Below are 20394 nucleotides of genomic sequence, written 5' to 3'. Positions count from 1 at the left end.
CATCGGGTCGGCACGACTGCTGTCAGCGGTGTCCGCCGGTGTCGTCCGAACCGCCACCGGCACCGCTGCCACTCGGGGAACCGCTGTCGACTGAGGAGCCGCTGTCGCCCGAGCGTCCAGTTCCCGAAGTGGACCCCTCCGATTCGCCGGTGCCCGAACTCGAATCATGCGACGCGCCCGTGCCTTCGCCGAGGTCGTGGGCGACACCGTCATCGGTGCCACTTGGATGCGCGTCACCATGGTCGTCGACATACACCGGGTCGGCTGGCCTCACCGTGGTCGTACCGGTCGGATCCAGCGATTTATCATCGAGCACCGATGGACTCGGTGAGGGGTTGGTCATGCCGGTGGTCACCGGGGCGATCTTCTGCGTGGCACCGGTGCGGTCTTCGATGATGAGGGTATGCGCGACTGCTGCCGCTCCGGCCGAACCGAGCGCGAATACAGCGAGGGTAACGACACCAGTGAGCACGATCGTGCGCGAGATATTCAGGGGATCTGCCTTCCGCCAGTGCAGGGTGTGAATCCGTTGCCACCACGTTGAAGCGCCGCAACGACCCGATTCGGATGTGCGCGCGTCTTCTGCCTTTCTGACTCTTCATGTCGGCCATGAGATGAGTAAGAGATAAGGATGAGAGCCCTCTCATATCAGTTGGTGACCGCTGCCGTCACTCGCGCCAGACGAAGAGCACCCGATCGGACAGCATCACGGGGCAGAAAGCCGTTGTTTTGAGCAATACCGGCAAAATTCACCGCCACGCCCCCAAATTGGGGCACATAGCGGGTTGCCCCGCGAATGAGGGGCTGGTACGTTCTCTCATATCGGTCCGATGTCCCCCAAAAGACGGACAGACCGATACACAGTTCATGTACCCGACATGAACCGTTCCTTACCCGAAAGGAACAGCCAGCACATGAATGCTGCGCTTGCTGCCGCGTCCGCGGCGACCGATGCGATTACCCTGCCACTAGTGCTCACTGTCTCTCTTGCGACAGTCGCCCTCGTAGCCATCGCCGTTTTTGTGAGGCTTTCGCGCCGCGCTGGACGGCTGACCGGTGTGACCGCGGCAGCAAGCGGAGTTTCTGCAGCCGGAATCCTCGTGAGCGCACTGCTCGTGAGCGTTGCGCTCGGCGGATCTACAGTCGCGTCAGCCGCAGATGCATCCCCGTCCGGCATCCCCCAGCCGGGCATCACGGGGTCATCCTCGGTCATCGTGTCCCCCACTGTCGATCCGCCGACCACCGGCGACATCAGCGGCCCTCAGCTTCCGACCGAGTAGGCCGATCGAGCTGCCAGCTCGACTGCGCGTGCACGCGGTTCGCCCGCAGACCGACTCCCGACCTCGTGGGTCACACTGGCCGGATACTCTGGGTGGATGCGACTGATGGCCTCACTGCGCGCCTCGTCACGCAGTCCGCTTCTCCAGGTGATCAAGACCTCCGTCGCCGCCATCATCGCCTGGCTCCTCTGCACGGTGACCCTGGGCCAGCCGCTGCCGATCTTCGCGGCGATCGCGGCGCTGCTTGTCGTGCAGCCGAGCGTCAACCAGTCGCTCGCGAAGGGGATCGAGCGCAGTGTCGGTGTGATCTTTGGCGTGATCCTCGCCTATGCGGCTGGCATCCTCTTCGGACATTCGAGCGCGATCGTGCTCGGAATCATCGTTGTTTCACTGCTCATCGCGTGGGCACTCCGGCTCTCCCCTGGTTCCGCCACGCAAATTCCGATCAGCGCGATGCTCGTGATCGCGATCGGAACGAACACGCCGGGGTACGCGGTCAACCGCGTGATCGAAACCGTGATCGGGGCAGTGGTCGGGCTGGCGATCAACACCATCATCGTGCCGCCCGTGCTTCTCACTCCGGCCCACGCCGCAGTAGTTCGGCTTGCCGAACGGGTGGCCGATACGCTGTCGGCATTCGCGACGGCCCTGCGCACGCCGCTGACCGCCCCGGAACTCACCTCGATGCTCACTGCCGCCCGACAACTGCCGGGGCTGCGCAATTCCGCGAAGGATGCCCTGGTGCGGGCGGACGAGTCCCTCATGCTCAATCCGCGGCGTGGGCGCTATCGCGAGCGCCTCGAGCACGATCGGGATCTTCTCGACTCACTCGGCGTCCTGGTGACCCGCGTCACCGGGATGGCCCGTGCCCTGCACGACAATTACGACCCGCGGCTCACCGACGACTTTTTCGTCGCCTCGATAGCACTCGAACTCGATCGTGCTGCGCACGACCTGCGCCTGCTCGCCCGGGACGAGCCGACAGTCAATCCGATGCCGCTCACCGCCGAGCTCCCGGCTCTCACCGCGCCGCTCGTCATCGCGCTGCCCGATCCGGACAACTGGATCCTGGTCGGTTCGCTACTCGAAGATCTCCGCCGGGTGCGAGAAGTCATCATTGGCGAGGACGCAGGATGACCATCAAAACCCTCGAGAGCTACGCTCCGTTCGAGCTCATCTCGGATGCCGCCTCGCTCGGTCTCGCCACCACAACGGTTTCGAGCCCACTCGGCACCTGTGTCGCGAGACATCCGCCGCGACGCAGGTCCACTCGAGCAACCCTGTTCCTGCACGGCGCCGCCGGGTCGTGGACCACCTGGACACCTCTGGTGCAGGCCGCGGTCGCCGACCGCATCGACCTCGGCGACATCGTGATCTTCGACCTGCCGGGATGGGGCGACGCGCACCTCGCCGATGGGCCGCTTGACGACCCGGTGCTCGCCATCTGCTCTCTGGTCAAAGACATGGCCGAGGAGCTCGGTTACACCGAGTGGGATCTCGTCGGCCACTCCCTCGGCGGATTCATTGCCCTGCACATGGCTTCGATCTGGCCCCAGGCCGTGCTGTCGGTGGGGATGGTGTCGGGCACGACGTTCTCGATCATTCACTCTGTGGAGCACCCGGTACGGCGCTTCCGTGAGCTACCCGGATTCACAATGCTCTGGCGGGTCATGCAATTTCTCGCGACGCTCGGCCCGGTGGGCTCGGCTCTCGTGCGCGGAGTCGGCGCGATTGGGCTGCTTCGCCCGGCGACATTCCCACTCTTTCGACACTGGCGCGAGGTGCCGAGGACGCAGGGTCACGCCCTGGCGGTGGAGATTCGACCACGGTCATTCGCGACGGCAGCGAGGGTGACGCGGGGCTATGACGCGGATGCGCGCTGGGCCGCCATCGAATGTCCCGTGCGCGCGACAAAGGGCGATCGCGACGTATTTGTGACCCAAGAGGACCTCGACCATCTCGGACGTCTGCTGCCGTCGAGCGTTCGCACGGTCATCACAGACTGCGGCCACTTCGGAGTGGTCGAACGCCCTCGGTCCGTGCTCAGGGCGCTGGGCTACAGCGAGGCCTGAGCGCGGCATGCCCGCCGATTGACAGGAGGTACCGGTCAGTCCGCCAACTCGAGCCAGGTCAGGCTCGCGAATTCGCCCTGGGTCAGTCCAAGAGACTCGGAAAGTCCGGCGACCGCGGTGCGGAACGCGTGCGAATCGGTGCCGTCGCGCACGATGACGTCGACACCCGCGGGACTCAGGCGTGATTTGGTGAAACGGATGACCGCAATGTTCGAATCCTCCGTTGCCCCGATAACCGACCAGCGGCTCGTCATCAGAGAGCGAAGGCGGGTGCCGCGCCAGACGAAGCCATCGGCACGAAAGCGGTCCCTGCCGCAAATGATCCTCTCGACCCCGTCACCCCGCGTGTAGCTGACCACATCGTCGAAGACAAGCGGATCGGCGCTCTTCAGGTCATAGCGAAACCGCGGCCGAAGACGGTCACCACCCAGCCACATCGGGGAGTTCGTCGCGCCGACGCTCCACGTTCCCGGAAGGAGCGCGGCGAGGCCTGCAGCATCCGTTACGAGTGGCATGGCTTCCAACTTAGTTGCAGCGGCTGGGCGTAGCGTTCAATAATGCATGCCATCACTGTCCCCAATCCCGGGGGTACCGATTCCCTCGTCTTCGCGGAACTCCCCGACCCGACCGCCGGTCACGGTGAGGTGCTCATCGAGGTCGCGGCAGCGGGGGTCAACCGAGCCGACATCGGGCAGCGGGAGGGGCATTATCCCTCGCCGACCGGTGCCTCCCCGCTGATGGGAATGGAGGTTTCGGGCATCATTTCTTCGCTCGGCCCCGGTGTGAGCGGCTGGGCGGTGGGCGACCGCGTCTGTGCCCTGCTTCCGGGTGGCGGCTATGCCTCCCTCGCCCTCGCCGCCGAGGGCCAGCTGTTGCCGGTGCCCGACTCCCTCGACCTTGTGGATGCCGCCGGCCTTCCCGAGGCGATCGCGACGGTGTGGTCGAACGTCTTCCTCACCGCGGCGATCCGCGCGGGCGAGACGCTGCTCGTTCACGGTGGATCGAGCGGGATCGGCACTATCGCCATCCAGCTGGCCCGGGCATTCGGCAGCCTCGTTGCTGTGACGGCGGGGTCGACGGCCAAGCTTGCAGCCTGCGAACGACTGGGGGCTGCGATCCTCATCAACTACCGCACGGAGGACTTCGCCGAGCGGATTGCGGAAGCGACCGACGGCCGCGGTGTCGATGTGATCCTCGATTCGATCGGCGGAGGTTACCTCGAGCGCAACCTCGCCGTGCTCGCGCCGCACGGACGCCTCGTCAACATCGCGAATCTCAGCGGCGAGCCCGGCACGCTCGACCTCGGACTGATGATGCGCCGGTGGCTGTCAATCCACGGGTCTACCCTTCGCGCGCGATCCATTGCAGAGAAGGACGAGATCCTCGCGAGCGTGCGCGAGAACGTCTGGCCGCTCGTCACCACCGGTCAGGTAGTGCCGGTGATCGACAGCCGATTCAGCCTCGCTGATGCCGCCAGTGCGCACCAGCGACTTGAATCGTCCGAGCACATCGGCAAACTGCTGCTACTGCCGTAGCTCAGCTTCTGCCGTAGGTCAGGCCCGCACGAGAAGCGACTGCAGCGCATCGGCGAGGGCGGTGGCCCCCGCCTCCGCGTCATCCTGCTCCACGTGCTCCTCCGGCGAGTGCGAGACACCCGTTGGATTGCGCACGAAGAGCATGGCCGTCTCGACCCGGGAGCTCAACACACCCGCATCATGGCCGGCCCCGGTGTCGAGAAGAGGGGATCCCGGCAGGATGCCCGCAAGCCGGTCGCGCAGTCCGGTCCGGAAATGCATGGTTCCAGTCACTGACTCCTCCAGGATCCGCACGGCGCAGCGTTCTTCGGCGACAATACGGTCGGCGTCGGCGGTGATACGCCGCAGAACAGCGGCGGTGGTCGCATCATTCGGATGCCGCAGGTCCAGCCAGAGGTCGACGCTCGAGGCGATCACATTGGTACCGCCAGGCACCGGAGTGAGGCGGCCGACCGTTGCCCGGGACTGCGGGTGGGCCAGAGCAGCTTCGCGCACCGCCACGACGATCCGGGCCGCGGCGACCATCGGGTCGCGACGGTCGGCCATCAGTGTGGTTCCCGCATGGTTACCCTGGCCGGAAACGATGATGCGCCAGCGGCCATGACCGAGGATAGACCGCGCGATGCCCACCGGCTGCGCGAGGTCGACGAGGCCACGACCCTGCTCGACGTGCAGTTCGAGAAAGGTGGCGATCGAGGCGAGTGTTCCGTCGTCCTGCCCGATGAATCGAGGGTCGAGGCCGCTCGCTGCGGCAACTTCGGCGAAGCTCGCGCCATTCTCATCCACAAGACCGCGGGCCCGATCCGGATCGATCGCCCCGGCGAGCAGCCGCGATCCCAGGCAGGCGACGCCGAAGCGTGATCCCTCCTCCTCGGGAAAGACGGCGATCGCGAGCGGTCTCCCTGGAGTGATGCCGCGAGCCCTCAGCTTGTCCAGTGCAACAAGCGCGGAGCAGACACCGAGGGGACCATCGAAGGCACCCCCTCCCGGTACCGAATCGAGATGGCTCCCGGTGACGACGACATCCCCCGCCGAGGCGTCGCCCAGTATCGCCCAGAGGATGCCGTTCAGATCGGTGTGCACGTCGAGGTCGCGCCGCTCGGCATGCGCGGTGAACCAGACCCCGAGATCTCGCTCGGCCGTCGAGAATACCGGGCGGGAGTACCCTCCACGCTGGCGGTCCCGACCCACATCCGCAATCTCGGCGAGGAGTCCGGAGACCGTATCTGTCGAACGGGGCTCTGGCATGGTCCCCACGATAGTGCGAGGCCCCAAGGCTCACGGAAGTAACATGAGCGAATGCCTCGAATTCTCGCCGCGCTGGCCCTCTCGAGCCACCCGGGGCCGAGTGTCGCGGTGGGTGCGGTCGCGGTCGTGCTCGGGATCGCGGTTGGGCTTGATCCGCTGCACGTCGCGATCCTCGGCGTCGCAATCCTGCTCGGCCAGCTCTCGGTGGGGCTCTCCAACGACTGGATCGACGCCGAGCGGGATCGCGCCGTCGGGCGCACCGACAAGCCGGTGGCGGCGGGCCGGGTGAGTGTCGGCACGGTGCGGGCGGCTTCATTCGTCACGGCGGTGGCGGCGATCCTACTCACGTTGCCACTCGGGCTGCTTGCCACGCTCGCCCACACAGTCTTCATCCTCTCGGCCTGGAGCTACAACCTCGGCCTGAAGAACACCCCGGTGTCGGTGCTTCCCTACATTGTGAGCTTCGGGCTGCTGCCGATGATCGCGACACTCGCCCGGCCGGTGCCTGCGGCTGCCGCCGCGTGGGCGCTCGCGCTCGGCGCACTGCTCGGGGTCGCTGCACACTTCGCCAACGTGCTGCCCGATCTCGACGACGACGCCCGCACGGGTATCGCCGGGCTGCCGCATCGGATCGGACGCACCGCATCCGGAGTCGTGATCTGGACATCGCTCGCCGCCGGAGCTGCGGCGGCGTTCTTCGGTCCGGCGGGCGACAAGACCGCACTCCAGTGGATCGGGCTCGCGCTGACGCTGCTGCTCGCGGTGGCCATTGCCGTCGTGCTGAGACGCTCGCCGACCCGCCTGCTCTTTCAGTTGATCATCGCCGCCGCGCTCGTGAACGTCGTGCTGCTGTCGTTCAGTGGACCACGCCTACTCGCCTGACGCAACGCCCTCCGCACCTCGCACCGGTGCCTTCTCGACGAAGTTGCGGATGCCGATCCACGAGGTCGCCCCACCGAGCATGAGCAGGATCGCAGTGACGACCATCCCCCGCTGGAATCCCTCGACGCCGAGTTGCGGTCCGACGATGAGCCCGATGAAGGCGATCGCGACGAGCCCGGCGACCCGCGAGACCGCATTGTTGATCGCGGAGCCGATGCCGGCCTGGCGTTCGTCGATAGCCCCGAGGATGGCGCTGGTGAGAGGGGCGACGGTGATTGTCATCCCGATCCCAAAGAAAATGACGCCAGGCAGGATCTGCGTCCAGTAGTCGGGATGGGCCCCGGCAAACACGTAGAGGAAGAAGCCGACCGCGGCGATCAGCGGCCCGGCCGTCATGAACAGGCGCGGGCCTCGTTTGCCAGCCAGGGAACCGATTCGGCTGGAAAACAGGATGCTGATGATCGTGACCGGTAGCGTCGCCAGCCCGGCGAGAGTCGCCGGGTAGCCAGCCACCTGCTGCAAATACACCGCGAGGAGGAAGCCGCCGAGCGAGAGTGCGGCATAGACGAAAGTGGTGGTGACGTTGCCCCAGGCGAAGTTTCGCACTGTGAAGAGCGCGAGCGGCATCATCGGCTGCTTCGCCGTGCGCTCGCGCCAGAGGAAGGCGGCGAAGCACAGGATGCCGAAGCCCAACGGGAGAAAAATGACCGGGCTCCCCCAGCCGTAGTGTCCCTGCTCGATGAGGGCAAAGACCGGCAGGCCGAGCCCCAGCACTCCGAGCACGGCGCCGGGGTAGTCGATAGCGACGCCCTTCTCACGCTCGTCTTTCTGCTTCAGCACGGCCAGCAGAGCGAGAGTGACGGCGATCGGCAGCACATTGATCGCGAAAACGAGGCGCCAGCTGGCGAGATCGACGAAGAGGCCGCCGAGAAGCGGCCCGAGAATGAAGGCCGCGCTGGTGAATCCGGTCCATTGCCCGATGGCCTTCGCCTGTGCCGGCCCACGGAAATTGGAAAGGATGATCGCGAGCGAGCTCGGCACGAGCAGTGCTCCAGCCACTCCCTGCACTCCTCGCGCGATGATCAGGAATTCCGCGGTCGGGGCCACCGCACAGAGCAGCGAGCCCACGCCGAAGCCGATGAGCCCGGTGCGCAGGATGACGATGCGGCCGTAGAGGTCTGACAGCGATCCCGCGACGAGAATGAGCGATCCGAGGGAGATCAGGTAGGCGTCGACCACCCACTGCTGGGTGCTGATGCCGCCACCGAGATCTCGGATGATGGCGGGAAGCGCCACGGTGATGACCGAACCGTCGAGGAACGCGACGAACGAGGCGAGCACGGCAATGGCCAACACGAGTTTCTGGCGCTTCTCCACCGGCGCCATTCTTCTACCTGCCCAACGCGACGGCACGCTCGACCTCGGCAAAAAGGGCCGGGGATGCGAGCGGACGGAAATGCCCAACCATCGAGAGGCAGACGTTCGTCGCCCCTTCGAGCTCGCTGCCGCCGGGAATGAGCGGATCGAGACGGCTGTAGATGGAGGTGATGCGCACGTTCGCCGCGCGGTTGGCCGCGAGCGTCATCACCGTCTCGTCTCGCGGAGAGAACGCGCGGAGAGTACGCACCGGCGCCCAGTCGGCGAGCGTAGAGCCGCCAAAGGGAGAATTAATGGCGACAAGCCTGTCGATTCTGCCCGCGCGGTCATCCATCACCATCATGTGCTTGGCGATGAGACCGCCCTTGCTGTGCGCGACGATAACCACTCCGGTGAGATTTTTCTGGTCGAGGTAGCGCTGGGCGAGCTCGGCGGAGGCGACGATCGACAGTCGGTTATAGCCCAGTTCGCGCACCGTATGGATCGGATGCCCGAGGGCGTTGAGCCGATCCGCCACCGGCCGGAGGAACTGCCAGGTCTCATACACGCCAGGGAGCAGCAGCACGGGTGCGAGCTCTCCCCGGTAATAACTCGCGCTCGGCGCGCGCCTGACGAGGTTCTTCGCCTGCGCTCGTATCTGGTAGAGCCGGTCGGCGACAGCGGCTCCGGCATCCCGTGCCGTGATCATGGGAGACCAGTCATGCGGGCTCGTTAGCGATCAGTGACGCGAAACGCACCGGCGCGAAGAAACAGCGGATTCCGCACCGCACGAGGCAGCCAGTCACGAGGTTGTCAATCGCGAGGTTGAGAGGGGAGCGCGTCGACTCCATCGAGCTGCCCCTCACCAGCGCCGTCGCCGTCGTACTCTCGCGCCGGTCGGGCGGGTTCACGGTCGGCGCAATGAGCACGCGCCGGTCGCTGATCTCAGGCGAGTCGGACGCGAACTTCGTTACGACCGGGGTGCCAATCGAGTGCCCAGCGAGCATGGGGTTCCCGACACCCGCCCTCTGCGGGAAGGCGCAGAGCACATCCGCATTCAGCGGGATCGAGACATCCCGTTTCGGGCCCGGCGCCGCTCCCAAGCCTGGGAGATCGATGCGTACCACCTCGCCGCATTTCGTCGGCTGCTCGGCGAGGGGATGGACGTAGCGGGAGGACACCGCAATGCCCTGCACGAGAACGGAGGGGCGGGGGGTGACCGAGACTGCCGAGCCGGCAAGACGTGCGATGACCACACTGAAATCGTCGGAGAGCAGCGGGCTGGAGTGGTGACTGACCACACCCCGGTTCCGCATCCGTTCGCCAACGCGGAGGTCATTCGTGGTCACGGGGTCGACTCTACGCGGGCCGGGTGACCCACAACTGTGTCGTGCGCGAATCGGGCCGGTCGATGAGGAGCCCTGCCCGAGCGCGTCCGATTGCGGAGCTGGTGAATCTGCGCATGATCCGCAGCTTTTCAGAGCAATTGATGGGAGTACACCCGACTGCACCCGGATCGGCGCACGTATGCGGGTAGAGAGGGAATGCTCCCCCGGGAGAAAGTAGGCTCGTGACATCCCAATAAGTGAAGGTAGGCACCATGGGTCCGGCGACCATCAGCCAGGAGGCGGATGACTTCACGGTCGATTTCAACCGCCGCATCGGTGAACGATTGACCGCCGTGTTCGCCACCGAGCAAGCCCGGCTGCGCTCGGAGGGGATACCGGTCGTCTCGGTCGCTCTCGGAGCGAACCTCCCGAATGCACCACTGCTCGATGCGCACGGATCTCCGGCCTGGCTCTACGACGCGCTCGGGAGCGACGCCGCGGTTATCGTCTTCTACCGGGGGGCCTGGTGCCCGTACTGCAACCTCGCGCTCGCTCATTACCAGAGAGAGCTTCTGCCCCGCCTGCTCGAGCGCGGTCTCGGCCTTGTCGCGATCAGCCCCCAGACACCGACCTCATCGAACCTGTCGATCGCCGAGGGAGCCCTCGAATTCATGGTGCTCTCCGATCCGGCGAACTTTCTGGCCACTGCGCTCGGAATTCTCACGGAACCGACCCCGGAGGTTCGCATCGCCCAGACCGAACTCGGATTCGACCTTGCCGACAGCAATGCGGATGACACTGGCGGCATCCCCTTCCCCACCGTCCTGGTTGTCGACTCCGATCGCATCGTGCGGTTTGCCGACGTGCAGGTGGACTACACCAGGCGCACCGAGGTGCCAGACATCCTCGCGGCGGTCGACGCACTCGAACAGCGCAGAAGTTGAGTGAAAAGCAAGTTGCCTAGCGCAGAAGTCGGCCAAGAGACTCGATTTCGCCGGTGCTGAGGCCACTCTCCCGCAGGTAGGCCTCCACATCGAGAGACTCTAGCCAGGCGAGCAGGGCTGGCCGTCGGCTGGCGATGCGCTCCTCCATCACCTCGGCCGAATGGGCCGTCTCCGTGGTGAGGCCTGGCGCGACACCGAGCGCCGAATTGAAACGGATGGCGGCGGCAACGTAGTCGTCGGCGATCGCCTCCGGCGTGACTCTCGCCAGGCTCAGCAGCATTGATATCACCATTCCGGTGCGGTCTCGGCCAGCGGCGCAATGTACGAGAACGGCACCCTCTGCCTCCGCAATCTCGCGAAACACCTCGGCAAACTTCTCGGGATACAGCCCGATATTGTCGGCATAGGAGACCGGGTGATCGAGCCACGGGCCGCAGATTTCGATGAACTGTGGGTCGTCCGGATCTTCCGTGGGGCAGGAGACGAATCGGATGCCCGCCCTCGCGTCGGCATCAACGGCCGGTTTCTCGGTGTCACGAGCGGTTTCCCCCGGATTCCGCAGGTCGATTACTGTCCTGACGCCCGCGGCCCGCGCCCTACGCCAGCCGCCGGTCGTGATGTAATCCGGGCCGCCCGAGCGGAACACGCGACCCGGCCGGGTGACTCCCCCGTCGCGGAGGTCGAGGCCCCCGACATCCGCGAGATTGAAGGAGCCCTGCCACGTCGGTTGGTCGCGCCCGGTGAAGGTCGTCATGGGTGACGATCCTAACGAGGCGGTTTCGGTTGCACGACTCCGTCTCCCACCTTCCACTTTTGCGACCACCGCCGTGTTCTCACACGGAGGTGGTGAGAAAAACGGGAGGTAGTTGGGGAGGAACGGGGAGGACGGGAGGTGGTTGGGGAGGAACCGCAGTGGGCGCTACAGCATCCCGACCGCGGTGACCCGCACGACGGCCACCCCGGCGGCGTTGGATTCGGCGAGATCGACCGTGGCCGAGATTCCCCAGTCGTGGTCGCCGGCCGGATCCTCGAAGATCTGCCGGACGGTCCAGCCGGTGGATCCCTCATCCACCATGAGCATCGCAGAACTGCGGGCGTCACCGCCGGTGCCGAGGGTGTCGTGAGCGTCGAAGTAGGCGTCCATCGCGTCTGCCCAGGCATCGGCGTCGAAGCCCGACGCGGCATCCAGCTCGCCAAGCTGCTCATAATCCTCCCGGGCGGCGAGCTGCACCCGTCGGAACAACTCGTTGCGCACCAGGATGCGGAACGCGCGGATGTTCGTCGTGACGCCCTTCGGTGCCGGCGGCCGGACCGGGGCGGATGCCTCGATTGCCACTCCGTCAATAAGAACCGCGGGATTGATGAGCTGCTCCCACTCGTCGAGGAGGCTCGAGTCGACCTGGCGCACCAGTTCGCCGAGCCACTCGATCAGGTCGAGTAGTTCCTCCGTCTTGGCTTCGTCCGGGATGGTCTGGCGGGCCGCCCTGTACGCGTCAGAGAGATAGCGCAGCACCAGCCCTTCGGAGCGATTGAGTTTGTAGAAACCGATGTAGTCGTTGAAGGTCATCGCGCGTTCGTAGAGGTCGCGCACGACGGACTTTGGGCTGAGTTCGAAGTCGCCGACCCACGGTTGTGACGCACGATAGGTCTGGAAAGCGGCATCCAAAAGCTCCTCGAGCGGCTTCGGCCAGGTCACCTGTTCGAGCAGCTCCATGCGCTGGTCGTACTCGATTCCTTCACTTTTCATCGCCGCGACCGCTTCGCCGCGGGCCATGAACTGCTGCGCGGAGAGGATGGGTCGGGGGTCGTCGAGGGTGGCCTCGAGCACCGAGATGAGGTCGAGGGCGTAGGTGGGCGATGTCTGCACGGCGCCTTCTGCCGGCTGCAACAGGTCGAAGACGGCAAGCGCGAACGGTGAGAGCGGCTGGTTGAGCGCGAAGTTCTGCTGCAGGTCCACGGTGAGGCTGATCTCTCCCCCGGCCGACTGGTTCACGATCTCCGCGGTGCGCAGCGTGCGATAGATCGCCAGCGCCTGGCGGGCGAGTTCACGCTGTCGCGGCCTCGGCTCGTGGTTGTTCTCGATCAGCTCCCGCAGCTCGTCGAACGGCTTGCCGCCACGGCCGATCACGTTGAGCACCATCGAATGACTCACCTGCATGCTCGACGTCAGGGTCTCCGGTTGCGCTGCGACGAGACGGGCGAAGCTCGGCTCCCCCCATGACACGAATCCGTCGGGAGCCCGCTTGCGCACGATCTTCTTGATCTTCTTCGGGTCGTCCCCGGCCTTGGCGAGCAGCCGAGCATTCTCGGTCTCGTGATCCGGTGCCTGCACGATCACGGTTCCCGCCGTATCGAAGCCGGCGCGACCCGCGCGACCGGAGATCTGATGGAACTCCCTGGCACTGAGCTGGCGCATCTTCGTGCCGTCGAACTTGGTGAGCGCCGTGAGCAGCACGGTGCGGATGGGCACATTGATGCCAACCCCGAGGGTGTCCGTGCCGCAGATCACCTTGAGCAGTCCCTGCTGGGCAAGCTGCTCCACGAGCCGACGGTACTTCGGCAGCATCCCGGCATGGTGCACCCCGATACCGGAGCGGATGAGGCGGCTGAGGGTGCGCCCGAAGTTGGTCGTGAAGCGGAAATCGCCGATGGCATCTGCGATCTCGTCCCGTTGCTCGCGGGTTGCGATCTTGACGCTGGTGAGCGCCTGCGCACGCTCGAGGGCGGCCAGCTGGGAGAAGTGCACGATATAAATCGGCGCCTGCCCGGTGGCGAGCAGGTCTTCGACGGTTTCGTGCACCGGAGTGGTGGCGTAGGAGTAGTGCAGCGGAACGGGCCGGTCGACTCCGGTCACGACCGCGGTCTCGCGGCTGTTGCGCTTCGACAGGTCGGCCGCGAGCCACTCGACGTCCCCGAGCGTCGCCGACATCAGGATGAACTGCACGGCAGGCAGGGTGAGCAGCGGCACCTGCCAAGCCCAGCCGCGCTCCGGGTCGGAGTAAAAGTGGAACTCGTCCATCACCACCTGGTCGACCGGGGCATCCGTTCCGTGGCGCAGAGCGAGATTGGCCAGGATCTCGGCGGTGCAGCAGATGATCGGAGCCTCGGCGTTGACACTCGAATCCCCGGTGACCATGCCAACGTTCTCGGCGCCGAAGATGTCGACGAGGGCGAAGAACTTCTCGGAGACGAGGGCCTTGATCGGCGCCGTGTAGAACGTGCGCTGCCCCTGTGCGAGAGCAGCGAAATGGGCCGCGATCGCGACAAGCGACTTGCCCGTGCCGGTGGGGGTGCTGAGGATCAGGTTGGCGCCGGAGACGATCTCGATGAGCGCCTCGTCCTGGGCCGGGTAGAGGGTCAGACCTCGCCCGGTCACCCACTCCACGAACTGCTCGTAGACGGCATCCGGGTCGTAGGTCGCAGCGGCACGGACCGGGGCCAGCCGATCGAGGAGCCGGTCAGGCATGCTGCTCGGCGACCATCGAATAGATGTGCTCGACGTAGGCCCAAAAGCCCGGGACATCCAGGGTCACCGGCACGATGGCATTCGGGAAGGGCGAGTTGAAGTCGACAACAGTCATGCCGCTGGTGAACTCCCCGGTGGTCTCCACCTGCACACGGGCCGGCCGCGACGCGAAGAGGTCCGGTCGCGCGACGTGGGCGACAGCGCAGACGTCGTGCACGGCCTGACCATCCCCGATGCTGTCGTTCGCTCCGGCCTGATTCGCCCAGGCCTGATTCGCCCCGGCCCAAAAGGTGGCAAGAGGCAGGATGAGCTCGTGCGCGAGCACTCCCAATCGGCCAAGGCGCTCGACAACCGGGCCGGTGGCCGTGGCCTGAAGCGTGAGGTCGAGTCCGACCATGACCACCTGCCAATCGGCGTCGAACACCATCCGAGCGGCCGCCGGGTCGGCGTAGATGTTGAACTCGGCCGCGGGGGTGGCGTTGCCGCGGGTGAAGGATCCGCCCATGATCGTGAAGGAGGCGACCAAGCGAGCGATCGCCGGTTCTTTCTGGAGGGCGAGGGCGATGTTGGTGAGTGGGCCGGTCGCAACCAGGTGGACAGCTCCCGGCGTGGCCCGTACCGTCTCGATGATGAAGTCGACGGCGTGCCGGTCGTCCACGCCGAGGATCGGCTCCGGTAGCACGGTTCTGCCGAGTCCCGACTCTCCGTGCACGTGACTGGCGCTGCGCGTCTCGCCGCCCAGCGGCTGGCTGGAGCCGGCGGCAACGGGAACCTTCTCGAAGTGCAGGTATTCGCGCAGTGCCAGTGCATTCCGGGTCGTCAGCGGCAGTCCCACGTTGCCGCCGACGGTCGTGACACCCACCAGCTCGATGTTCGGATCCCCGTGCGCGAGCAGCAGGGCGAGCGCGTCATCGAGGCCCGGGTCGCAATCGAGCAGGATCTTCTTGGGCATGGGTCAACCGTGCCACATCTCTCCACGCCCTGCCGCAGCACGGAGCCGCACTACGGTTGGGCCATGGACATCGTGCTGCTCTTCGTTGTGTTGCTCGGGGCGATCGGTGTCACCGCTCTCGCCAAGCGGAAGGGGCTGCAGCCAGCCCTCATCATCGTGGTCGTTGGCTTCGGAGTCTCCTTCATCCCCGGTGTGCCGCGCCTTGCGGTGTCGAGCGAACTCATCCTCGGTGTGGTTTTGCCCCCGCTTCTCTACTCGGCGGCGCTCAACTTCTCGATGTTTCGCTTCCTGCGCAATCTCCGCCCGATCCTCGGCCTCGGGGTAAGCCTCGTGATCATCACCGCGATCGCGGTCGGTTTCGTCGCCTCCGCGATCGTGCCGGGACTCGCTTTGGGCACTGCCATCCTGCTCGGAGCGGTGGTGGCTCCCCCGGATGCCGTCACCGCGGCCGCGATCGGCAATAAACTCGGCCTGCCGCGCCGGGTGATGGACATCCTCACCGGTGAGAGCCTGGTGAACGACGCCGCCGCCCTCACGCTGTTCACCATCGCGGTCTCCGCGATCGCTGGCACGCACACCCTGTTCGCCAATCCGGTGCTTCTCTTCGCCTACGCGGCGATCGTCGGCGCCCTCCTCGGCGTGGCGCTCGGGGTGATGGCAAACATCCTGCGCCGCTTTCTTGGCAACGCCGGGCTGGAGACGGTGCTCGGGATTATGCTGCCATTCGCCGCCTACTTCATCGCCGAACAGCTCGAAGCCTCCGGGGTCCTTGCCGTGGTTTTTGCCGCATTCGCCGTCGGTGGAGCGAACAACCGGGTTGGGTACCAGACTCGACTGCAGGAGAAGCAAGTCTGGTCGTCGTTCGACGTGCTGCTCGAAGCCTTCGTCTTCGCCTACATGGGACTGCAGTTGCGATTCGTGGTGGGGGATGTCGTCGAGGCCAAGCTCCCCGTCGGGCTCGTCTTCGCCCTTGGCGGCGTCATCCTGCTGCTTGTGATGCTGGTGCGGCCGGTGTTCGTCTCCGCGCTCTACGCCCAGGGTGCCCTGCAGAAGCGCGGATTCGAGAAACGCCGAGCCGGCAGCAAACGCTTCCGGCAACGACTCGAACGCGCGGCAGCGACCCGACGCAACCGCGGCAGGCCCCCGCGACGAGACTTCGAGCCGATGACAGTGCCGGAGGCCGTCGTCGTCTCGTGGGCGGGGATGCGGGGTGTGGTCACGATCGCCGCCGCCGGCGCCATCCCGCTCAGCACCAACACCGGCGAGGCGTTCCTCGGCCGCGCCCTCATCCAGGCCGTCGCCTTCACTGTGGCAGTCGGCACCCTGATCATCCAGGGGGCGACCCTGCCCGCGCTGATCCGCCGTCTCCGCCTTCCCAGCGACGACGCCACGCGACGCGAGAATGACGCACGAGTGTTGGAGGTCGTGCGTGCCGCGTCCGGAAGGGTGGTGGCAGAGTTCACGAGCTCCCCTCCCCCGGGAATCGCTCCCGAGATGCTCGAGCAGTTCCGCATGATCGCAGAGCAGCGCACGAAAGCGGCCGCCCGGCAGGAGGGGCCGGATCTCGAGGGCTCCGCCGTGTTCGACACCCTGCTGCTGACTCTCCTCCGGGCCCAGCGTGAGGCAGTACTCGCCGAGCGCAACCGAGGCACACTCGATCCGAATGCCGTTGACACCCTGATCGAGAGGCTGGACTACCAGGAGGCAGCGGTAGCCTCCCGCATCGAGAACCGTCTGTAGTTGCGCTCACCCGGCGTCGCTGATGCGCGAATCGACGATTCTCGGAATGCGGCCGAACCACGGTGCTCCAATCACTGCGGCCGCCCCGATGAGCAGGATCACCAAGAGCAGGACATTTCCGCGACCCGCCACAGTCAGCCCGAGCACCAGTGCAAGTGACACCGGAACCCGCACCAGAAGCCCCCACACCCGCAGCCGCGGAACTGCGATTCGGTCGTAGCGACAGCTCGCGAGCTGCCGCTCGAACTTCTGCCAGAGCGCGGCGTTGATCCAGAGCAGGAGAGCAGTGGCCCCGGCGACGACGACGAAATAGGGCACCCAGGAGAAGGTGAACACCCCGGCCAGTGGGCTTTCGCCGGCCCTCACCTGCAGCAGCCACCTGAGCGCCGCGGTGACGATATCCGCCGGTCCCCGCGTAATCAGCCCGAAGAGATCGGCGAGTGTCGGCACGAAGAAGCAGAGAGCCGCGAGGGTGAGCACGAGCAGTCGATTGAGTCCGAGCTCCTTCACCGCACGCACATGGAGCCGATTCTGCTCCGCGCTCGCCGCCGCGAGAGGACGGACAGCGGCGCTCTCCGATGTCGGTGACGCGTCCAGAGTCTCGAGGCCGAGCACGATTCGGGCGAGCGGATCGATCACCTGCACGATGTTCGCCGAATACGACTGGTGGTCAGTGAAAGCGGACGCGGTGTTGTGCACGGGATGCTCCTCCGGCCCGAGCTCGGAAGATTCGGCGTATGGGTGAACGGCCGCGCCCGCCGACCGCACCGACGGCGTGTAGCTCGCCGCCCAGCGAGTGCGCCGAGCCGCTGGACCAGTGGATGTCGGGCCGGAGGGAATGACATCCCAGGTCGCGAAGAAATCCACCCAACGCGGGCGGATAGCCGCATCCATCCCGGCCCACGCCCGCACCGGATTGAGCTTCACCGATAATCCGGGCCCCGCGAGTTCACTCGGGGTCTGGCGGTGTGAGGTAAAGCTTGGTGCCCCGAGAAGCGACAGTGCACTGCCGAGGGTGGCGAAGGTATCCACTCGAAGCTCTGGGCTGTCGATGGCATCGCCGAAGAGCAGGTTCGCGGTGATCGCCGCGCCTTCGGAATGAGCAAGGACGATGACGCGATCGGAATCCTCCGCCCTGGTGCGTGCGGAGGACACCGCATCGGCGACGACTTGGCGCATGGCGGCCGCCCGCGTCGGGCGTTGGGTCCAGGCGGGCACGTCGCCGACGAAATCCACGAGGACATCCACCACCGGTTTGAGGAGTGTGCCGACGAAGGGAAACAGGAGCAGCGGTCCGGACACAGCGAGGAAGACCACGGCGACGAGGGTGAGAATGCCGACGACGATCCACAGCGCCGAGATCGCCACCACTGCCACCACCCTTCCGATACCCCAGAAGCCGCGCGAGGTCACCCAAAAGACGGTGCTGAGGTAACGGAGCAGCCGCCAGACTGCCCGAAAGACAAAATTCAGACCCCAGGTGAAGATCTGGGTGCGGGACAGCGGTAGAAACGCCTCCGACCAGCGGGCCTCGGTGATGTGCACTGTCACCCGGCGGAGGTGCGCTTCGAGATCGAGGAACTGGATGCTCGCAGTCACCTCGTCGCACTCGGTGCCAAGCACGACGGCGCCGAACTCGATCGTCGTCGGCTCGCCCTGAGAGTCATCGCCGGCTTCGGCGATCCCTGGCTCCGGAGCAGCGTGTATCCGCTCCACCGATGCGAGCAATGTGGACTCTTCCGCCATCTTCTGGGCCGCGGCCGAAGCCCCGTTCTCGGTCGGATTTCCCTTGGCTAGCCAATCCATCCTCTGCAGCACCGGTTCGGCCCACTCGAGCAAGGTCTGGCCGGCGATCTGTCGACCCATGCCGTGGACGACCACCAGTTCGACCCTGCTGACTTCGTGCGACGTCGCCCCGGTCGCAACCAGATCGGATTCAGAGTCGATCACGTGGTGTACCTCCGGTCGAAACGGGGAGCGAGTGCCGCACCCGTGGCAACGGGGTGTCCACACAGTAGTACCGCGACCCCGCTCGCAACCAGACCCCGCGCCTCGCCGACATCAACGGTCGCTTAGAATCTTGTGTGCCTTCGAACAGCAGTGCCGACTCGAGCGGTGCCATCGACCCGACCGAGCTGCAGGTGACCCTTCGCGTACTCGCCGCGATGGACGCCATCGACGAGGAACACCCCGACTTCGTAGCCGTGCGCCAGGCCACCGCGCGCATGTTCAAGTCGGTGAAGCGCAACCGACGGCTCGAGAAGCGAGCCGTCATCGCCGAGGCCGACCGGGCCGTAGTGGCCAGCACCGCAACCGGTGCCCCCGACCGTATCGACGACGAGACCCGCGGCATCCCGTTGGCCATCACGGTCGCGGCGCCCACCGCCGGCACCCTGCTCAAATCGCGCCCGTGTTACATCTGCAAGCAGCATTACACGCAGGTCGACGCCTTCTACCACCAGCTCTGCCCGGACTGCGCCGCGCTCAATCACGCCAGGCGGGATGCCCGAACGGATCTCACCGGAAAAACCGCTCTGCTCACCGGCGGCCGCGCAAAGATCGGCATGTACATCGCCCTTCGGCTGCTGCGGGATGGCGCGCACACCACGATCACGACGCGATTCCCCCGCGATGCCGTGCGTCGATTCGCATCCCTGCCGGATGCGAGCGAGTGGCTGCACCGCCTGCGCGTCGTCGGAATCGACCTGCGCGACCCGGCCCAGGTGATCGGACTCACCGACGCGATGATCGAGGCTGGCCCGCTCGACATCCTCATCAATAACGCGGCCCAGACGGTGCGACGCTCCCCCGGCTCCTACGCTCCGTTGGCGGATGCCGAAAACTCGCCGCTACCGGATGGCCCGCTCCCCGAGCTACTCACCTTCGGCCACACGAACGATGCCCACCCGCAGGCGCTCGCGGCATCGGTGGGCTCGCATCCGATCCTCGCCAACGCCGGTGGGCTCAGTGCTGCGGAGCTCACCGAACTGGCCCTGGCTGCCGGTTCCTCCTCCCTCGCCCGCCTGGCCGCTGGCACCGCGATCGATGCCGGTGGCCTCGTGCCCGACGAGCACGACCAGAACAGCTGGACCCAATTGGTGCACGAGGTTGACCCGCTCGAGATGCTCGAGGTGCAACTCGCCAACGTCACGGCGCCGTTCCTGCTGGTGTCCCGCCTGAGGCCGGCGATGGCGGCGTCGGCTGCCCGTCGAAAGTACATCGTCAATGTCTCGGCAATGGAGGGACAGTTCGGTCGGGGCTACAAGGGTCCGGGGCATCCGCACACCAACATGGCCAAGGCCTCGCTCAACATGCTCACGCGAACCAGCGCGAAGGAGATGCTGGAGACCGACGACATCCTGATGACGAGCGTCGACACGGGTTGGATCACCGACGAGCGGCCGCATTTCACCAAGATCCGGTTAGCGGAGGAGGGCTTCCACGCCCCTCTCGACCTCGTGGACGGCGCGGCACGCGTCTACGACCCGATCGTGCGCGGCGAGGCGGGCGAAGACCTCTCCGGGATCTTTCTGAAGGACTACGCGCCCGCCGCCTGGTAGCTTCCACGACAGCTGCGGACTTCTCAGCCTC

The 20394-nt window shown here is 66.0% G+C and carries 18 protein-coding genes; 8 read left to right on the top strand and 10 right to left on the bottom strand.

The window, feature by feature from the left end:
* Window positions 1–22: 22 nt before the first annotated feature.
* Complete coding sequence (locus RCH11_RS01845) at window positions 23–472, bottom strand: hypothetical protein (RefSeq protein ID WP_327055276.1); 450 nt, start codon at window positions 470–472, stop codon at window positions 23–25.
* A gap of 442 nt (window positions 473–914) precedes the next feature.
* Between RCH11_RS01845 and RCH11_RS01840 the strand changes: the two genes are divergently transcribed.
* The 3 genes from RCH11_RS01840 to RCH11_RS01830 all read left to right on the top strand — a co-directional run bounded on the left by RCH11_RS01840 (window position 915) and on the right by RCH11_RS01830 (window position 3352).
* Window positions 915–1280, top strand: coding sequence for a hypothetical protein (locus RCH11_RS01840; RefSeq protein ID WP_327055275.1), 366 nt, complete (start codon window positions 915–917; stop codon window positions 1278–1280).
* Window positions 1281–1385: 105 nt separating this feature from the next.
* Complete coding sequence (locus tag RCH11_RS01835) at window positions 1386–2417, top strand: FUSC family protein (RefSeq protein WP_327055274.1); 1032 nt, start codon at window positions 1386–1388, stop codon at window positions 2415–2417.
* A complete protein-coding gene (locus RCH11_RS01830; protein WP_327055273.1) occupies window positions 2414–3352 on the top strand; it encodes an alpha/beta fold hydrolase in 939 nt (312 codons plus the stop codon). Before RCH11_RS01835 ends, RCH11_RS01830 begins: the two co-directional genes overlap by 4 nt.
* A 35-nt stretch (window positions 3353–3387) precedes the next feature.
* Here RCH11_RS01830 and RCH11_RS01825 read toward each other — a convergent pair whose 3' ends face one another.
* Window positions 3388–3867, bottom strand: a complete 480-nt coding sequence (locus tag RCH11_RS01825; protein ID WP_327055272.1) for a hypothetical protein — start codon at window positions 3865–3867, stop codon at window positions 3388–3390.
* 42 nt (window positions 3868–3909) lie between these two features.
* Here RCH11_RS01825 and RCH11_RS01820 point away from each other — a divergent pair, with 42 nt between their 5' ends.
* A complete protein-coding gene (locus RCH11_RS01820; protein WP_327055271.1) occupies window positions 3910–4887 on the top strand; it encodes an NAD(P)H-quinone oxidoreductase in 978 nt (325 codons plus the stop codon).
* An 18-nt stretch (window positions 4888–4905) separates the two neighbouring features.
* Here the strand turns inward: RCH11_RS01820 and RCH11_RS01815 are convergent, their stop codons facing one another.
* Window positions 4906–6135 carry an allantoate amidohydrolase gene (locus RCH11_RS01815; RefSeq protein ID WP_327055270.1) on the bottom strand — a complete coding sequence of 410 codons (1230 nt, stop codon included), beginning with the start codon at window positions 6133–6135 and terminating at the stop codon, window positions 4906–4908.
* A 51-nt stretch (window positions 6136–6186) separates the two neighbouring features.
* On the opposite strand from RCH11_RS01815, the gene RCH11_RS01810 reads away from it, so the two are divergent.
* A complete protein-coding gene (locus RCH11_RS01810; protein WP_327055269.1) occupies window positions 6187–7017 on the top strand; it encodes a UbiA family prenyltransferase in 831 nt (276 codons plus the stop codon).
* Here the strand turns inward: RCH11_RS01810 and RCH11_RS01805 are convergent.
* The 3 genes from RCH11_RS01805 to RCH11_RS01795 are packed head-to-tail and all read right to left on the bottom strand — an operon-like array spanning window position 7006 to window position 9722.
* Window positions 7006–8403, bottom strand: coding sequence for an MFS transporter (locus RCH11_RS01805; RefSeq protein ID WP_327055268.1), 1398 nt, complete (start codon window positions 8401–8403; stop codon window positions 7006–7008). The genes RCH11_RS01810 and RCH11_RS01805 overlap by 12 nt on opposite strands.
* Window positions 8404–8407: 4 nt before the next feature.
* Window positions 8408–9082, bottom strand: a complete 675-nt coding sequence (locus tag RCH11_RS01800) for an esterase/lipase family protein (RefSeq protein WP_327055267.1) — start codon at window positions 9080–9082, stop codon at window positions 8408–8410.
* A 10-nt stretch (window positions 9083–9092) separates the two neighbouring features.
* Window positions 9093–9722, bottom strand: a complete 630-nt coding sequence (locus RCH11_RS01795; protein ID WP_327055266.1) for an alpha/beta fold hydrolase — start codon at window positions 9720–9722, stop codon at window positions 9093–9095.
* 251 nt (window positions 9723–9973) lie between these two features.
* Here RCH11_RS01795 and RCH11_RS01790 point away from each other — a divergent pair, with 251 nt between their 5' ends.
* On the top strand, window positions 9974–10645 hold the full coding sequence (locus RCH11_RS01790) for a peroxiredoxin-like family protein (protein ID WP_327055265.1): 672 nt from the start codon (window positions 9974–9976) through the stop codon (window positions 10643–10645).
* A gap of 16 nt (window positions 10646–10661) precedes the next feature.
* Here the strand turns inward: RCH11_RS01790 and RCH11_RS01785 are convergent, their stop codons facing one another.
* The 3 genes from RCH11_RS01785 to RCH11_RS01775 form a co-directional block, all read right to left on the bottom strand.
* Window positions 10662–11399: a tyrosine-protein phosphatase gene (locus RCH11_RS01785; protein WP_327055264.1), complete on the bottom strand. Its 738-nt coding sequence runs from the start codon at window positions 11397–11399 to the stop codon at window positions 10662–10664.
* Between the two features lie 165 nt (window positions 11400–11564).
* The gene (locus RCH11_RS01780) at window positions 11565–14111 is read right to left on the bottom strand and encodes a DEAD/DEAH box helicase (protein ID WP_327055263.1); all 2547 of its coding nucleotides are present in this window, start codon (window positions 14109–14111) and stop codon (window positions 11565–11567) included.
* Complete coding sequence (locus tag RCH11_RS01775; protein WP_327055262.1) at window positions 14104–15063, bottom strand: nucleoside hydrolase; 960 nt, start codon at window positions 15061–15063, stop codon at window positions 14104–14106. Before RCH11_RS01775 ends, RCH11_RS01780 begins: the two co-directional genes overlap by 8 nt.
* A 63-nt stretch (window positions 15064–15126) precedes the next feature.
* On the opposite strand from RCH11_RS01775, the gene RCH11_RS01770 reads away from it, so the two are divergent.
* Complete coding sequence (locus RCH11_RS01770; protein WP_327055261.1) at window positions 15127–16803, top strand: cation:proton antiporter; 1677 nt, start codon at window positions 15127–15129, stop codon at window positions 16801–16803.
* A 6-nt stretch (window positions 16804–16809) separates the two neighbouring features.
* Here the strand turns inward: RCH11_RS01770 and RCH11_RS01765 are convergent, their stop codons facing one another.
* The gene (locus RCH11_RS01765; protein WP_327055260.1) at window positions 16810–18753 is read right to left on the bottom strand and encodes a hypothetical protein; all 1944 of its coding nucleotides are present in this window, start codon (window positions 18751–18753) and stop codon (window positions 16810–16812) included.
* 134 nt (window positions 18754–18887) lie between these two features.
* Between RCH11_RS01765 and RCH11_RS01760 the strand changes: the two genes are divergently transcribed.
* Window positions 18888–20363, top strand: coding sequence for an SDR family NAD(P)-dependent oxidoreductase (locus tag RCH11_RS01760; protein ID WP_327055259.1), 1476 nt, complete (start codon window positions 18888–18890; stop codon window positions 20361–20363).
* The last annotated feature ends 31 nt before the right edge of the window (window positions 20364–20394 follow it).

It is taken from the genome of Glaciihabitans sp. GrIS 2.15 (assembly GCF_035984695.1).
GTDB lineage: Bacteria > Actinomycetota > Actinomycetes > Actinomycetales > Microbacteriaceae > Lacisediminihabitans.
Note: the sequence above shows the minus strand (reverse complement) of the source record. Positions and strands in the feature narration are given on the sequence as shown.

What these genes read in the sequence shown, in the direction of transcription:
- RCH11_RS01840 (WP_327055275.1), top strand. Translation starts at nt 915, where the DNA reads ATGAATGCTGCGCTTGCTGCCGCGTCCGCGGCGACCGATGCGATTACC.
- RCH11_RS01835 (WP_327055274.1), top strand. Translation starts at nt 1,386, where the DNA reads ATGGCCTCACTGCGCGCCTCGTCACGCAGTCCGCTTCTCCAGGTGATC.
- RCH11_RS01830 (WP_327055273.1), top strand. Translation starts at nt 2,414, where the DNA reads ATGACCATCAAAACCCTCGAGAGCTACGCTCCGTTCGAGCTCATCTCG.
- RCH11_RS01825 (WP_327055272.1), bottom strand. Translation starts at nt 3,867, where the DNA reads ATGCCACTCGTAACGGATGCTGCAGGCCTCGCCGCGCTCCTTCCGGGA.
- RCH11_RS01820 (WP_327055271.1), top strand. Translation starts at nt 3,910, where the DNA reads ATGCATGCCATCACTGTCCCCAATCCCGGGGGTACCGATTCCCTCGTC.
- RCH11_RS01815 (WP_327055270.1), bottom strand. Translation starts at nt 6,135, where the DNA reads ATGCCAGAGCCCCGTTCGACAGATACGGTCTCCGGACTCCTCGCCGAG.
- RCH11_RS01810 (WP_327055269.1), top strand. Translation starts at nt 6,187, where the DNA reads ATGCCTCGAATTCTCGCCGCGCTGGCCCTCTCGAGCCACCCGGGGCCG.
- RCH11_RS01805 (WP_327055268.1), bottom strand. Translation starts at nt 8,403, where the DNA reads ATGGCGCCGGTGGAGAAGCGCCAGAAACTCGTGTTGGCCATTGCCGTG.
- RCH11_RS01800 (WP_327055267.1), bottom strand. Translation starts at nt 9,082, where the DNA reads ATGATCACGGCACGGGATGCCGGAGCCGCTGTCGCCGACCGGCTCTAC.
- RCH11_RS01790 (WP_327055265.1), top strand. Translation starts at nt 9,974, where the DNA reads ATGGGTCCGGCGACCATCAGCCAGGAGGCGGATGACTTCACGGTCGAT.
- RCH11_RS01785 (WP_327055264.1), bottom strand. Translation starts at nt 11,399, where the DNA reads ATGACGACCTTCACCGGGCGCGACCAACCGACGTGGCAGGGCTCCTTC.
- RCH11_RS01780 (WP_327055263.1), bottom strand. Translation starts at nt 14,111, where the DNA reads ATGCCTGACCGGCTCCTCGATCGGCTGGCCCCGGTCCGTGCCGCTGCG.
- RCH11_RS01775 (WP_327055262.1), bottom strand. Translation starts at nt 15,063, where the DNA reads ATGCCCAAGAAGATCCTGCTCGATTGCGACCCGGGCCTCGATGACGCG.
- RCH11_RS01770 (WP_327055261.1), top strand. Translation starts at nt 15,127, where the DNA reads ATGGACATCGTGCTGCTCTTCGTTGTGTTGCTCGGGGCGATCGGTGTC.